Source organism: Solibaculum intestinale (assembly GCF_040096205.1).
In the GTDB taxonomy this organism is placed as follows: domain Bacteria; phylum Bacillota; class Clostridia; order Oscillospirales; family Acutalibacteraceae; genus Solibaculum_A; species Solibaculum_A intestinale.
The window spans coordinates 123,422-138,304 of the sequence record NZ_JBBMFD010000005.1 but is presented as its reverse complement, the minus strand read 5'-3'; the positions used below and the strand labels follow the sequence as shown (position 1 = coordinate 138,304).

Here is a 14,883-nt window from a genome sequence, read left to right as displayed (position 1 = left end):
TCGTGTTCATTTCTTTCGCGTCGCCGAAAGAAATGAACACGAAATCTGGTGGGAATCGGGCGAAGGGGGCCGACTGCTGCAAAACTGGGTAAGTGAATATAATTCACAACCAATTGTCTGTGACTATGTGAATATATTTCACCCATCTTTTCGTCTCTTTCTTTTGGCAATGCAAAAGAAAGAGGCAATCCGTATGCTTATGGAATGGGTGAATCCGAGATGGTGAAGAGATCATCGGGCGTACAATGAAAAATGAGGCAGAGGGCCTCGATGTTTTCTCGGCTGATGGAGCGGGTCTGGTTGTTAATCATGCGGGAAAAGCTCTGATAGCTCATATTGAGCTGCTGAAAGAGCCAATACCGGCTCTTTCCCTCTTTCTTGAGCAATGCGTCTACATTCAACGTCACCATATCTGATTTCCTCCGCTGCTTCGCCTGCGTGCTGACGATCTCGAATTTAAGGCTATTGAATAGCTTTGTATCCAGTATAGCAGATCATCCGGCTGACCCTGTCACTGGATGGAAACAATCGTATGAAAAAACAACAAAGCGGGGCAGGAGATGTTCTCCTGCCCCGCTTTTGCACGGTTTCTTATGCCAAAGACACAATCTTGATTTCAAACGCCGGAAGCTGGGCCTTCACCACGTCCCCAGAAGGCGTTTTCACCGCGCAGTCCTGGGGTTCCTCGGCGTTGTTGATGATGACCAGGTTCTTGGTATCGGGGTAATAGGCGCACTCGGTATAGAGATTGTCGCACACGAAGGTGTCCGCCGCGTCCTCCTTGCCCGCCGCCCAGCAGATGGCCCGCATGAGTAGCCGGGCGCTCTCGAGGCTGTACCGGAAGCCGGCCATGTAAACGCCCCGGCCCCGGCCGAACTGGTTGGCCGTAAGGGCGGGCGCTCCCTCTTTCTCTAAGAGCACCTGCACCTGGTCGTTTAAGAGATATACCCCGTCCTTGCCGAGAATGGAGTCAGCCGCCACGGTGTCCGCAGTGATATAATGGCTCTTTTCCACCTCATACTGGTACCGGCCGTGGCAGATGCGGGTGCCCAGGTCAATGTCCACGCCGAGTACGTCCGCCACCTGGATAAACTGGGTGCTGAAGTCCTGGGCGGCCGGTTCGTTGACGCCGATAAAGCCGCCGCCGTTTGCCACAAAGCGGTTGATTTCCTCCAAAAGCTTCGCGTCCTTCCAGGCCTCGCCGCCGCTCCAGGCGGTGTTGAGCCGGCCGGCGTTGAGGAGCACGTCCACGCCCGCGGGCACGCCTTTTTCCCGCACTTCGTCGAGGCTTACAAATTCCACGTCAATGGGCAGGCCGGACAGGGCCTCGATGAGATTGATCAAATCCAGCTCCGGGTGCTCGTGGTAATGGCCCGAGCAGCTCCAGGAACGAAGCTTGCCCCAGGAGGTGAGCACCGCCGCCTTCACCGGCAGGCAATAGGGCTTGCCCCCCTGGTGGAAGGACTTTAAGAGCCGAAACTCATCCGCCACCTGGGCGATGTAATCCTGAAAATCCGGAAACTTCTGGGTTAAGGACAGGTAGCCGCCCAGACCGATGCGGTCGATGGGGGCGCGCAGGATGGCCCGGCGCACGTTGCCCCAGTACCGTTTGGCGTCCAGGGTGGGGTTGCCGCCCTCCATGAAGGTGGGGGCGCCGCCAAGGCCGGTGGGGAACAGGTAGGGATGCAGGCGCAGTTCATGCACCTGTACATCCTTGACCCCGGCGCACAGACGGGCTTCAAAACCGTTGAAGACGCACTTGATGAGGCCGTCAAACCCGAATTCCTTGAACCGCTCGCCGTAGGGCTCCACGCCCACCCAGCTGTCATCATAGAACACGTAGGCTTTCTTGCCGTAGCGGTGGACGATGTCCACGCATTTTTTGCCGAACTCCACCACAAACTGGTTGACAAAATCCATCCAGTCCCGGTACTTTCTACTGGGCGCATTGTGAGTGGCGTTATGAAGGTCGCGGTTGATAAAGTCCTCCGAGGTCATCTTATAGCCCTTGGCCTTCTCGAATTCCCGCAGGGCAATGGGGTTGACGGTAAAGTCATACGAACCCCAGTCGGTAAAATCGTCCCGGCGCTTTTCGTGGTCGGTCCAAATCCAGGTGAAGTTATAGAACATAGAGGTGAAGCGGACCACGTTGGTCATAGGATGGTCCTTACACCACTGCTCGAGCCATTTGAGAATCTGCGCCTGGGTCTCGGGATGACGGGGTTCCACCGCCATGAGATGCTCCTTGTCGCCCCAGTCGTTGGTGATGTGGTTGTACATGGAGATTTCCTCCCACAGACGGATGGCGAGGAAATTGACCGTGTACTTGTGATAGGGGATGCAGCCGCGGACCGTGACGGTCCCGGCCTGCTCGTCATAGTCCCAGTTCCCGGCGGGGACCTCTGTGCCGGCGGTGCGGTCGAACACCTGCCAGAATTCCTTGGGCTCGTCCTTCCAGTTGACCGCGAACTGCTGGGTAAAATAACCCTTGAGCGGCTCAATGGTCACGGTATCGCCCTTCGCATAAACCGGCTCGCTCATAAGGAAGTTCTGCTGGAGCTTGTCCATGTTTTGCTTTGCCCACGCATTGTCCGACCGGATCAGGCAGATGGTGGAATAGATGTCGTAGCCTGCGTGGATGATCTCGTCGGAAAGCTGGGTGCCGTCGCTGTCGCGGATGACGTCCGCACCCCATTTTCTGGCCATTTGGAGCGTCAGCTCTTCATAGCCCGCTTCTCCCGGCAGCGTAAAGCCGCCCTGCTTTAACGTATGTTCCATACCCATATCTCATCATTCCTCCAAATGATACTCGATCAGATTAAGATTCGGCTCCGTTGAGGCCAAACATGGATTCCAAACGTTCCCGGACCTCCGGATTCTGCGCCAGCTGGTTGATGCCTGCCTCGGTGGGGGTGTTGCTTCGAACCCGCTCAAATAACTCCATCGAGGTACGATACATTTCCTGCCCGTGCTCCTTGGTGTCCTCCGGGAGCTTTCGGATCATGAAGCACAAATCGTCCGGCAGCCCGATGTCTCCCAGCAGATTGCCGAATTCGCTTCCCTTGATCTGCCAGCGGTAACTGCCCTCTTGAGGGTTATAGGGTGTGATGCCGTCGATCTCGTCGAACACGGTGGAAACCGGCTCGGGCGGATCGCTCTCGAGGACCTTTGTAAGCTGGGAATCCTCATAAGCAAACAGGAAGCTTTCCACCATCATGTGGGTGGCGGAAAAGCGGGCCACCGACGCCTGCTGCAGGCTGGGATTCTCCGATTCCAGGGCATAGTCGTCAATCTGGACGACTACCTTCCCGTCCCCGTTGATATCATCCGCATAGGCGGTCATGGCGCTTTGCAGCGTGGTAAGCTGATCCCCGGTCAATCCTTTGGCCGTGACAAAGCTCACATAATAATCGGGCTTTTCCTGGGTCACGAAATAAACCACCAGGCTGATGACAATGGCCAGCACCACCACCACGCCGATGATCTTCGGGCCGTAAAAATACCAATAATCGTGAAACCACCGGGCTACCTGCTTCCCTCTGGACAGATTCTCCGGCTGGAATTCCTGCCCGTCGTCGGGAGTTTGCGGATCTTGAATTGGTCTGGGCATGTTTGTCCTCCTTTGATGTGGGTTCCCTCCCCGGCCGCACCATACCGCACGGCGGCCGCCAGGTTCTCAGGCCCGGATCATTCCCTAGGCTTCATGGTCGGGATTAGATAATCCCTTGTTATATAACCATTCATAATCATTCGTAAATCCTTTGTTTACACCATTTCTCTGCCTTTTCATTTTTGCTGCTCTACATATCTCTACGCAGAAAACAGGAGAATTGGCGTAAGATTTGGCGTAAATTGGCGTAGACTGATTAGACAGTTATTTTCCCGAAGTATTCGCCCAACACATTGAATTCTTTTTGCTTCATGTCTTTTGTGACATCCACATAAATATCCATTGTAGTTGAAATATCAGCATGCCCCAGGACATCTTGAATCACCTTCACGTTTACTCCCGACTCACAAAGCCGGGTCGTAAAAGTATGCCTAAGAGAGTGACAGCTAAACTTCGGCAACAGAACAGGATCAGCCTCACCGCGCAAAAGCACCTCATCATTGCAATCCCGAATAATACGGCGGATCGCCTTGTTCAAAGTACCTTGATGCTGGACATCACCGAAACGATTGATAAAAATAAAATCGGTATAGCAGTCCACCGTGGCCTTACAATGCAGTCCCGTTTCTTCCTGGTACTTCTTTTCCATCAGGAATGCTTCCTTGACAAAATCCAGCATGGGTATGGTTCGCTCGCCAGCTTTGGTCTTTGGCGTATTGATGCTGAAAGAGCATCCTTTCCCATCTCCGTGATTATAGTAGACCAAAGTGTGATTTACACCGATAATGCCTTGCTCCAAGTCAATGTCACACCAGCGGAGGCCTACAATCTCGCCAACGCGCATTCCCGTCCCCAGCATTACCGCAAAGACAGGATACCAATGATGATACTGCGGATGATTTTGCAGAAAATCAATAAACAATTTCTGTTCAGCTACGGTCAGTGCTTTTCGCTTCTCAGTCTCAAAATTATGGGACTGCTTTAGTTCCTTCAACATATGGTCTGTCGGATTGATACGAATATAGTTGTCATCAACCGCCAAATCAAAAACCTGATGCAGCACCGTATGGATGTTATCAATCGTGGCGATTGTCAGTATTTTTTCATCTGCAAGCGTGTTATAAAACCGCTTAACATCAGATTTTTTTACTGACGCAATCCGGAGCTTACCAAAGCTTGGACGAACAAACATATTATACATATACTTATAATTTGTAAATGTATTGTGTTTTAATCCCCGCTTCAAATCACACCATAGCTCAAAAACATCGTTCACCGTCGTTCTGCGTATTTCCGTTTTGATGCCATCCTGCTTATCTCTGATGATTTCTTCTTCCTTTTCCCTCAATTCCTGAAGGGTCGCTGCATAAATAGAATGACGTTTGCCATCCGCTGAAGTCCAACGGAAATCATAAGTACCGTCTTCACGCTGCGTTTCACCTTTGCGAAGTGTCAGCCTGTTTTTGTCTAAGCGCCTGCTTGTTTTTCCTTTCTTCGTAGTATTTGCCATTGTTCTCAACCCTTTCTAAAAGACAAGGGTTACTCTTATCAGCTTATTATACTATAAATACGCCATCATAGCAAGTCACCCTTTCCTGAAAATACAAGACTTGAAAAACCTATAGAGAATAAAGCTTTTCAATATATTCATCGAATTTACGTCTCTTAATGAGTCGTTTCGTTCCAATCCAAAGTACAAATTCACAGTTATCGTCATCCGTAAGTTGTCTCAGCTTATTGATTCCGATCCCCGAGTATGCCGCCGCTTCCTCTAATGTCAGATTGCTTTTTTCCCAAATCGGGATCTGTTTCATAAAATTCCTCCTTTATCTAAAATGTTAGATTTCTCAAAAAATAACACCTAACCGCCGGACCATTTCCTGCGCTCCTTTTCGACCGTGTATTTTCAGGCCCCGCTATGCGGTATTTCATTTACGGGCGCGCTCCACAAGGATATCATCGCACACTATCCGCAAAACCTGTATAACTTCCGGCGGCGGCTATTCAATTTTCAAGGTGCTGGGAGAAAGCAAACTGTATTTTGCTTTCTCACCCATAAATACGGAAACCCTTCTTACAATTCTGCACCTCAAAATAAAAAAAGCGCCTTGCCTTTAGCGCCGGCTATTCCGGCACTCACAAGACAAGGCGCTGCGCGTCTGTTTTGAGAAAAAATCCCATTTTAAAAACGCAGTTTTTTCTCACCTGATTCCTCATGGAAAAACATAATATAATAGATAGGGATATACGTAATCTTTCCCTTTCTGGAAACCGCACGTTCATTTGACACTACAAACGCTTTTTTGATGTGGTAATCCTCGTTCCGCACAAAGGTATTGAGTGCGCTGTGTACCGTATAGTCCTTACCGGACTTCACTTCAATCGGTACGGCGGATAAGCTGTCGTAATCGTCGATCAGATAGTCCACTTCGCCCTTGCTGCGGTTGTCATAGTAAAACAGTCTGTAACCATGGGCGATCAATTCGCTGGCAACCACCGTTTCATAGACCGAGCCAAGATTGATGCTTTTTTCATCGTCCAGGATGGCGCGGATATTATTGCCGTAAAGGATGCCGGTCAAAATCCCCACGTCATTGAGATACAGCTTGAGCAGGTTTTTGCCGGTTGACTCAATCAGCGGGAACACAGGATTGGAAATTGCCTGCACATTAAGCGCGATGCCGGCGCTGATGAGGTATTCAAACTCGTCGCTGTAATCCTGGAAGGTCTTTCCCTTTTTTTCTTCAATGCTCTGTGCCACAACGCGCTTTTTTCTGTTTTCCATATTGGAAGGAATGAGATCGTAAATCCTGCGGATTTTCAGCTTTCTTTCCTCATCATACTTGGAAGCGTCAGCGGCGTAATAGTCGTGGATCTCGCGCTGGATTTCTCGAACCGACTGGATATTTTTCTCACTCAAATAGGAATTGACGGCGTCCGGCAAACCGCCCACCAGTAAATACTTACGGAACAAATCCATCATCTTATTGTGTAGGGGTTCCTCCAGCGGCTCCAGCCGCTCGAATTTACTGCGCATAGAGGAAACGGCAATCTCATTCATTCCGTTCGCGTACAGGAACTCCTCAAAATCGAGAGGGAACATCCGTACCTTGCGGATGCTGCCCATTGGGATTGAGGTAGTCTGCGACAGTGTGACGCCGAGAAGGGAACCGCTGGCAATATAGGTAAAGCGGTTGTCCTGCGACAAAAATTTCAGCAGCGTGAGCAGGTGCGGATAGGCCTGGATTTCATCAAGGAAAATAAGGGTGTTTTCCTTGCTTTTCATCTTGCTGCCCGCAATCATACTCACCTGTAAATAAAAGTCTTCTACCGTTTTCGTGTTGGCAAAGAGCCGATCCCCCAGGGAGTCCTCCACCATATTGATTTCAATAAAATTTTCAAACAGCTTCCCGCCCGCATAGCGGATGATGTAAGTCTTTCCCACCTGGCGAGCCCCGTCAATCAAAAGGATTTTTTTCGACTCAGACTGTAAATGTGCTTCTATCAGCGATTCTATTTTGCGAAACAGCATAAAAGCCCTCCTTTCAACTTTTCAAATATATTCTATCATACAAATTCAAACTTTTCAATATTTATTTTCTGTTTATTTTATGACTTTTCAAAATAAAAATAGCGCGCACACAATATATAGTATTTGTTTATTGACAATTCGCATATATTGTGCTATAGTTTCTTTGTAATTGATTTTTGTGCCTTTCCCATTTCCGGGAACCGCAGTTTTCACTGCATTGCACACTTTGTTAAGTTTGTATCCGGTCAGTAGTATTGTCCTGCCCTGCGGCAGGAATATTACTGGCCTTTTTTGTTTTTTGGGGGCTTTTCCATCCCCACATACAGCGAGAATGACGCCGGCCCGTACTTTTTCGGGCGATAGTACCGTTTAACGGCCGGACGTTGTTCCCGCTTTTTTATTGCCCAAAACGCCGCTGGCGTTTGGAAATATTATTTTTAGAAAGGTGGAAACACGAATGAAAAGACGAACCTATGCACATTCCCGGCGGAAAACAAACCGCCCCGCTGTTTTGAAACAGCAGATTTTGAGAAGAGAGGCTCGAAAGCGGGCCAAGTATCCCATACGCACGGTATATCACTATCCTGCCTTCATTCGCAGGAGCAGAAGCAGGGGTGCGTAAATATGGCTTTTGCAACCTATCGCCCACAGGTTCTTGTAGATACAAAGGGCCTGGCGGAAAAAGAGTGGTTGGAGTGGCGGCGAAAAGGCGTAGGCGGCAGCGATGCTTCCATTATTTTAGGCATATCCCCTTTTGCCACTGCAAGGGATTTGTACTACGATAAATTGAATATCGTGTCGTACAAGGACGATGCCGGCAACTGGGTGGCTCTTCAAATCGGGCATCTGCTGGAGGACCTGGTGGCGGAAATATTCCACAAGAAAACGGGATATCCGATTTATCAGGATAAGCGGATGTACTGCCATCCTCTTTACCCCTACATGCTTGCCAACGTCGATTATTTTGTCACGCTTCCAAGCGGGGAAACAGCCATCCTTGAAATCAAAACGACCAACTACAACGCAAAGGATCACTGGTGGATTGACGGAGAGGAAACAATCCCGGTCAATTATGAGGCTCAAGGGCGGCATTATATGGCAGTGATGAATCTCAACCACGTCTTTTACTGCTGCTTATACGGCAACAATGAGGATGACGTCATTATCCGCCATATTGAGCGTGACAGAGCCTATGAGGAGGAACTGATTGCCCTGGAGGGTATCTTCTGGAACGAACACGTCCTCAAACAAGTACCGCCTCCCTATACGGAAGACGGCGACCTGGTAATTCAAAGCGTGAGGCGCCACATCGGCACGGCTGATCCGGACGCCCCGGCTGTAGAATTAAGCCTGCCGCTGGCAAGCTGTGTGATTCGCTTTACCGAATTGCAGGCACAGAAAAAGCTGGCGGACGCACAATCCAAAAAAATTGAAAGCGAAATGAAACGGCTGCAGGGACGGATTGTTGCGGAAATGGGGAAAAGCTGTACGGCGGTCTGTTCTGCCGGAGGCGAAGCCTATACCGTAACCTATAACCCGGTCAGAAAACCGGGCGTCAGCAAGGATAATCTGATCCGGCTGCAGGCGCAGCACCCCGATATCTACAAGGACTATGTAACCGTTTCGGAAAGCCGCCGGTTCTATGTGAAAAAGTCGCAGAAAAACCTTGCGGCTTAATTTTTTACCCATTTTTAAGAAAGGAGTTACTGTCAATGAAGGACGACAAACATCATTTTCAGAAAATCAGGGGGTGGAGCGTATGAGCTATCTCGGAGTGTACGACAGGACGATCTTCTACAATCCTGCCAGCAAATACTGCATCATCAGTGTAAAAACCTCCGACCAGAGCATCCCTCAGCAGGCCAGAAGCGCATATAAGCACCGGGACCATCTGATCCGTTTTGTAGCGGTTGGATATGAGCTGCCCCGCACCGACAAGGTCAGTATGCGCCTTGACGGGGAGTGGCAGAACAGCAAACACGGCTATCAGCTTCAGGTAGACCAGTGTGAGGAAATCGTGCCGCAGACCAAAGACGGCGTACAGGGGTATCTTTCCTCTCGCCTCATCAAAGGCGTGGGTGAAAAGACTGCCGAACTGATTGTCGGCCGCTTTGGAGCGGATGCTTTGAAGGTGCTGGAAAATGAGCCGGAGCGATTGCTGGAAATCCGCGGGATCACGCCCGCCAAGCTGGAGGACATTAAAACCTCCTATGCGGAGAGCCGCTGCCTGCGGGATTTAATGCTTCTCTTATCGCCATTCCAGGTAACGCCGGCTGCCGCCACAAAGATTTACGAGCATTTCGGCGCCAAGAGCGTAGATATTTTGCGCAGCAACCCCTACAAGCTGTGCCAGGTATCCGGCTTTGGATTTAAGCGCGTCGATGCTATCGTCCGGAAAGGCGATACGCCGATGAATTCCCCCATGCGGATCCACGGAGCAATTTATGCCGCACTGGACGCCCAGCGGAGTGAGAACGGCCATCTGTATCTTGAAACGGATGCGCTGAGGAAAACGGCATTGCAACTACTCAACGAAAAACTGCCGCTCCCTCAGATGCGCGTAACCCCCGGAGAAATTGAAAATGTCCTGGAAAACATGATTCTTCAGGGAGAAGTCGTCAGCAACAGCGGAAATATCTATCCGCTTCCCTGCTTCACCCGGGAGGATGAAACGGCAAGACAGATTGCACGGCTCATTTCCGAACCTCCGCAGCATTTCGATGTAGTTTCGGCACTGGAACATATCCGCAGCAGCATGGAGATACCGCTGTCTCAACGACAGAGCGAAGCCGTGTATATGGCGTTCCGGCATAACCTGTCCATCGTGACCGGCCCTCCCGGAACCGGTAAAACCACCATCCTGCGGGCAATCATCGAAGTGTTCAAGCGTCTCTTCCCGGAAAGCAAAATCATGCTGGCAGCGCCCACCGGACGCGCCAGCCGCCGTATGGTGGAAAGCACGGGTGTCGAAGCCAAAACACTTCACAGCCTTTTAGGGCTTGTCGGAGAAGATATGGAATACGGCAAGGGAACGCGCAAAGAACCACTGGACGCAGGCCTTATCATCATTGACGAGACCTCAATGGTAGATATGTGGCTTGCCCGCCAGTTTTTTGGCCGTGTTGAGCCAGGGACAAAAGTTGTTCTGGTAGGCGACGTCGATCAGCTGCAAAGTGTCGGCGCCGGCGATGTGTTTCGGGAGATGATTGACTGCGGGATTATCCCAGTCACCGTACTCGATGAAATCTTCCGGCAAAAGGAAGGAAGCATGATTGCGAGAAACGCCAAACGCATCAACGAGGACAACACCGGCCTGGATTTCCAGTACGACATTGAAAACGGCGAATTTGTGTTTGTAAAAGCCAAAACCCAGGAAGAGGCGGCCGACGACATCTGCCGTATCTTCTGCGAACTGGTAAACCGCCACGGCATTGAGCACGTGCAAATCCTTTCCCCCTTCCGTTCGGAGGGGCTGGCCTCTTCCGACCAGCTGAACCGGACGATCCGGGAAATCGTCAATCCCATACAGGATAACCTTCCCGATTTGAAGGTCGGCGGGAACTACTTCCGGCTGAACGACAAGGTGATGCAGAACAAGAACAACGGAAAGGCGTCAAACGGCGACATCGGATTTATCCGTAAAATTGGCCGTAACGAAAACAACGAACTGAAGGTAACGATTGCCTTTTCAGAATCCCGCATTGTCGAATACGGCATGGAAGAAATGGAACATATGGAACTGGCTTACGCCACCACCATCCATCGGGCCATGGGCAGCGAGTACGACATCGTAATCCTGCCGGTTATCCGCAACCATATGCGGATGCTGAAACGAAACCTTATTTACACAGCCGTTACCCGTGCGCGGGAAAAAGTCGTGCTGGTCGGCCAGAAATGGGTGCTTTTCCAAGCCATTCATAAAACCGCCGACAAGCGTAACACGATGCTTGGAGAGCGGATCTGCAAATATGCAAAATCCTTTGCCAAGCAGCAGGAATTAAAAAAAGCCAGTTGATTTGAGGATACCGTGCAGAAAAAGCGCCGGTGTCCCGTATTTATTTTTGAAAGGAGCTTCTATCTATGAGTGCAAACGAAAATAGGAGTATTCATAATTTTCAGCCCGTCATGGCAGAAGGCAACCTTGTCCCGAACTTTGACCCGCTGAAACTGCTTGTTTCAACACCGGCCGGGCCAAAGCTTGACCTGCCGTATAAAAAACTGTGGTTTCATAAAAAGTATCTGAACGGACGTATTAAGATTTCTCCCCTGAGAATTACCGACCAGTTCGCTATCATTGAGGCCAGTGTATTTTTTGACCGCAATGATCCCGAACCCGCAACAAGCTATATCGCGGAAAAGAAAAAGGACGAGGTCCCACGTGGCCGGTACATCGAAGCCGCGCAGGACACGGCTATTGAGCAGGCGCTGTCCAACGCGGGATTCGACATACAGTTTATGCCTGTGCGACAGTCCAATCAGACAGGCGAAAATGCAAAAGCGGCACAACCGCCCAAGCCTGCATCAAAACCCGCTTCTGTTAAGGCTGGCGTATCTCCAAAGACCGCCGCTCCTTCTCAGGAAGAGAAACAGGCGGCTTCCGCAATAGCGGTAGAGAAACCTGCCGCGCCGGCAGAAACACCGGCCCCGGCTGTTCCTGAAGAACTGCCGAAACAGGATGCTGCTCCCGTTTCGCCCTTGTCTGTGGTAAAGGAAACCGCAGCCGGATCTCCGGTACAGGAAGCGCCTCTCCAGGCAGATGACTTTGAAGAAATCCTCTGGGAGGAGACGGCACAGGATACCCCTATGGCTCCTGCTGTCCCTGCTGCTCCCGCCTATACCTCCGACACACCGGTTGACACCATTTTGTCTGTTATGACTTTGGAAGAAGCCAGGGACTATGTCGTTAAGGAAGGGGCCTGCAGCGGCTGGACGCTGGCGCAGGTAGAAGAACGCAGGCCGGCTAGCCTGAAATTTTATGTCAGCGGATATTCCGGCAAGGATAATATCCTGCGTGCCGGTGCCAAGCTGCTGCTGTCCGATACACAGAGGAAAGCGGGCTGACTTTCCTTTTTGAAAATCAATCTGGAAAGGAGGCCGGATTATGGGCCAGACGCAGGATTTTCCTTTTGACATAGAGGATGTTTCCGAACTGCTCCGGCTCCGAATCCGCAGGCGTTGTACGGACGGCGTTTATACCGACTGCCCGTTCTGCGGGGACAACCGGGGCAAAATGAAAATCAACTATGCTCAAAATGTCTGGCGCTGCAATTATTGCGGTGAGAGCGGCGGTATGCTGAAACTTTACGCAAAAGCGAAGGGTATTACAACATCAGAGGCTTATCGGGAAATCTGCGACGCCATTCAAAACGGCGTTTGTTTCCCCATCAGCTCGCCGTTAAATATGAAAAAGGAAAAACACCGAAAAATCCCTCAGTCTGCCCGTGCGGAAAATCCTGTAATTCACCAGACGTTTACCGGGCTGCTCGGACTGCTCAAGCTGTCCGGGCGGCACCGGGAACATCTGCGTACCGTCCGCGGGCTGACCGACGAGCAAATCGACAAGCTGGGTTACAAAAGCACGCCGCCATTTTATCTGTGCGGGAAACTGGCAAGCCAGCTGATTGCCCAGGGCTATACGGTGGAGGGCGTTCCGGGATTTTACCAGAAAGACGGCAGGTGGACAGTAAATTTCTCTACGATAACCGCCGGTTTTTTAATTCCTGTACGCGGCGTTGACGGCATGATTCGCGGCTGCCAGATTCGTTTGGACGTGCCGCTGAAAAATGACAACGACCCGCCGGAGAAAGAAGGCGCCAAATATATCTGGCTTTCTTCCGGCAGCAAGCCGATGGGCGTCAGTTCCGGAAGCCCGGTTCATTTTGTCGGCGATCCATTTGCACGGGTGGTCTATGTTACAGAAGGATTTCTGAAAGCAGATGTGTCCCACTGCCTGTCGGGCCGCACCTTTGCAGCGACAGCAGGAGCGAACAATACGGAGCCGTTAAAGCTGCTGTTCTCCCTGCTGGCCGCCAACGGTACGGAGTTGATTGTGGAGGCGGAGGACATGGATAAATACCGCAACGGACAGATCGACGCGGGTGCTTCCAAAGTACGCCGTATGGCGCAAGATGCCGGAATGGAGTGCAGGCGGCTGACTTGGAATCCCAATTACAAGGGATTTGATGACTGGCAGCTTGCCTTAAAGCGAAAAACAGAAAGAAGGGCTGGACAAATGAATTTCAAGACACGTTTTTTGTATGGGCTATGCGATTTTGACGCCATTGACGATGAGATTGCCGCATGGCATGAAGCGCCGGAGCAAACCGAAACTCTGGAAGAACGGCTGGGCTTTACCAATGAGGAGCAATCCCTGCTTATAAAGGGTGAGGAAGAAACCTTTCTCAAAATGCTTCTTGCACAGCGCCGTCAGCAGGCTTTCCGGATTTACCAGCTCCGACTGGACGAGGAACATCCCACCGTCCCCTTTGCCTTTGGCGGTATTGAGACGCTGCATAAAGCCGGCTTTGAACAGCCTCCGGCAGCCGAATACAACCAGGTATATGACGGTATACTGCCCTATATCGACGGTGAGGACGAACAGCATCGTCTGGAACGGATTTTCGAGCAGTACAATGACAACTTGCCGGACGGCTATCCCGGAAGGAGCATCGCTCCCTCGGACGTCATTGAGCTTTATGGCGGCGAAGGGCGGCGTTATTACTACTGCGACACAGGAGGCTTTTGTCCGGTGAAATTTTCGCCGATGCTGGCAAAGCCGCTCAAACAAGAGAAAGAATGAGGCTTTATAGCCAAACAGAATCAAAGGCGCTGTATGGGATTCCCCATGCCGCGCCTTCATTTTTTGAAAGGAGTATCTATATGGGCTTTTTTTCTAATTTGAATATCGAACAGGAAACCGACCTGGAATACCCCGCCGTTCATCAGGCGGAGGAAGCAGCCTTGAAGGCTGAACCGGCATATACATCCCCGTCTGTAGAACCAGCGGACGGCGTAAAAGCCGTATCAGTGGCAGCGGGGGCGCCAAAGGCTGATGAAACGGGAAATACACAGCCCGCCCAGCAGACCGAAGAAGAAAAACGCAAAGCGCACGAGGCGGCTGAGGAAAAACGGAAAGCAGAATGGGAAGAAAGACAGCGCCTGCGCAGGGAAAAAGAGCAAATTGAATGGGAAAAAGCAGTTGCCTTGGACAACAACGCGCTGATAGCGGCTTCCGTTAAACGGCTGGGCGACGCTACGGAGCGCCTTACGCGGAGAAACATGAAGCTGTGCGTTACTGAATATGTGCAAACACTCTGCTACGAAGATATGGAGTTTGCCAGGCTGGCAATGCACCCCCGAAAAAGCATGGTTAACTGCTTTCATCGCATTAACCGTAAGGCCCGGGAGTATTTGGAAAAGGAGATGAAAGACAATGATGAACAACCGGAAAACGGCGCTTTTGGCGGGGATGTCCCCGATGGCATCTGCTATCAATGGGCGGAAGAGTATTTCCGTGATCTGGACGCCGAAGAAGATAAAACGGATGCGGATAAGGAATTTACGCCAAGGCCATACCACGGTGTTTCCTCCGTCCCGAAGAAAAAGGCGGAGAAGAAAAAGCCGCAACCCGCAAAGAAGGAGCCGCCCAAGGGTCCGGAACAGCTGTCTATGACTAACCAGATCACTCTGGACAGTTTCCTCCAGCCGGAGAAAAAGGCCGGCTGAGGAAGGAGGGACATCT

The 14,883-nt window shown here is 51.0% G+C and carries 12 protein-coding genes; 6 read left to right on the top strand and 6 right to left on the bottom strand.

Annotated elements, in window-relative coordinates; all coding sequences use genetic code 11:
* The coding region (locus tag WMO26_RS05025; RefSeq protein ID WP_349218592.1) for a hypothetical protein at positions 1 to 226 on the top strand (226 nt) is incomplete at its 5' end.
* Here the strand turns inward: WMO26_RS05025 and WMO26_RS05020 are convergent.
* From WMO26_RS05020 to WMO26_RS04995, 6 genes are all read right to left on the bottom strand, one after another.
* Entirely contained in the window at positions 198 to 410 is a 213-nt protein-coding gene (locus tag WMO26_RS05020; protein ID WP_349218590.1) for a helix-turn-helix domain-containing protein, read from the bottom strand. The genes WMO26_RS05025 and WMO26_RS05020 overlap by 29 nt on opposite strands.
* A gap of 181 nt (positions 411 to 591) precedes the next feature.
* Positions 592 to 2,784, bottom strand: coding sequence for a 1,3-beta-galactosyl-N-acetylhexosamine phosphorylase (gene gnpA / locus WMO26_RS05015; RefSeq protein WP_349218588.1), 2,193 nt, complete (start codon positions 2,782 to 2,784; stop codon positions 592 to 594).
* A 34-nt stretch (positions 2,785 to 2,818) separates the two neighbouring features.
* The gene (locus WMO26_RS05010; RefSeq protein WP_349218587.1) at positions 2,819 to 3,610 is read right to left on the bottom strand and encodes a hypothetical protein; all 792 of its coding nucleotides are present in this window, start codon (positions 3,608 to 3,610) and stop codon (positions 2,819 to 2,821) included.
* A gap of 256 nt (positions 3,611 to 3,866) precedes the next feature.
* Complete coding sequence (locus WMO26_RS05005) at positions 3,867 to 5,120, bottom strand: site-specific integrase (RefSeq protein WP_349218585.1); 1,254 nt, start codon at positions 5,118 to 5,120, stop codon at positions 3,867 to 3,869.
* A 109-nt stretch (positions 5,121 to 5,229) separates the two neighbouring features.
* On the bottom strand, positions 5,230 to 5,424 hold the full coding sequence (locus WMO26_RS05000; RefSeq protein WP_177515388.1) for an excisionase: 195 nt from the start codon (positions 5,422 to 5,424) through the stop codon (positions 5,230 to 5,232).
* Positions 5,425 to 5,792: 368 nt separating this feature from the next.
* Positions 5,793 to 7,142, bottom strand: a complete 1,350-nt coding sequence (locus tag WMO26_RS04995; RefSeq protein WP_349218584.1) for an ATP-binding protein — start codon at positions 7,140 to 7,142, stop codon at positions 5,793 to 5,795.
* A 624-nt stretch (positions 7,143 to 7,766) separates the two neighbouring features.
* On the opposite strand from WMO26_RS04995, the gene WMO26_RS04990 reads away from it, so the two are divergent.
* The 5 genes from WMO26_RS04990 to WMO26_RS04970 all read left to right on the top strand — a co-directional run bounded on the left by WMO26_RS04990 (position 7,767) and on the right by WMO26_RS04970 (position 14,867).
* Positions 7,767 to 8,819, top strand: a complete 1,053-nt coding sequence (locus WMO26_RS04990; RefSeq protein ID WP_349218582.1) for a YqaJ viral recombinase family nuclease — start codon at positions 7,767 to 7,769, stop codon at positions 8,817 to 8,819.
* Positions 8,820 to 8,901: 82 nt separating this feature from the next.
* The gene (recD2, locus tag WMO26_RS04985; protein WP_349218581.1) at positions 8,902 to 11,157 is read left to right on the top strand and encodes an SF1B family DNA helicase RecD2; all 2,256 of its coding nucleotides are present in this window, start codon (positions 8,902 to 8,904) and stop codon (positions 11,155 to 11,157) included.
* Positions 11,158 to 11,222: 65 nt separating this feature from the next.
* Positions 11,223 to 12,203: a hypothetical protein gene (locus WMO26_RS04980; protein ID WP_349218580.1), complete on the top strand. Its 981-nt coding sequence runs from the start codon at positions 11,223 to 11,225 to the stop codon at positions 12,201 to 12,203.
* 40 nt (positions 12,204 to 12,243) lie between these two features.
* Positions 12,244 to 13,941: a YodL domain-containing protein gene (locus tag WMO26_RS04975; protein ID WP_349218578.1), complete on the top strand. Its 1,698-nt coding sequence runs from the start codon at positions 12,244 to 12,246 to the stop codon at positions 13,939 to 13,941.
* The gene (locus WMO26_RS04970) at positions 13,884 to 14,867 is read left to right on the top strand and encodes a Cas9 inhibitor AcrIIA9 family protein (RefSeq protein ID WP_349218576.1); all 984 of its coding nucleotides are present in this window, start codon (positions 13,884 to 13,886) and stop codon (positions 14,865 to 14,867) included. The genes WMO26_RS04975 and WMO26_RS04970 overlap by 58 nt, the downstream gene beginning before the upstream one ends.
* Positions 14,868 to 14,883: the final 16 nt, after the last annotated feature.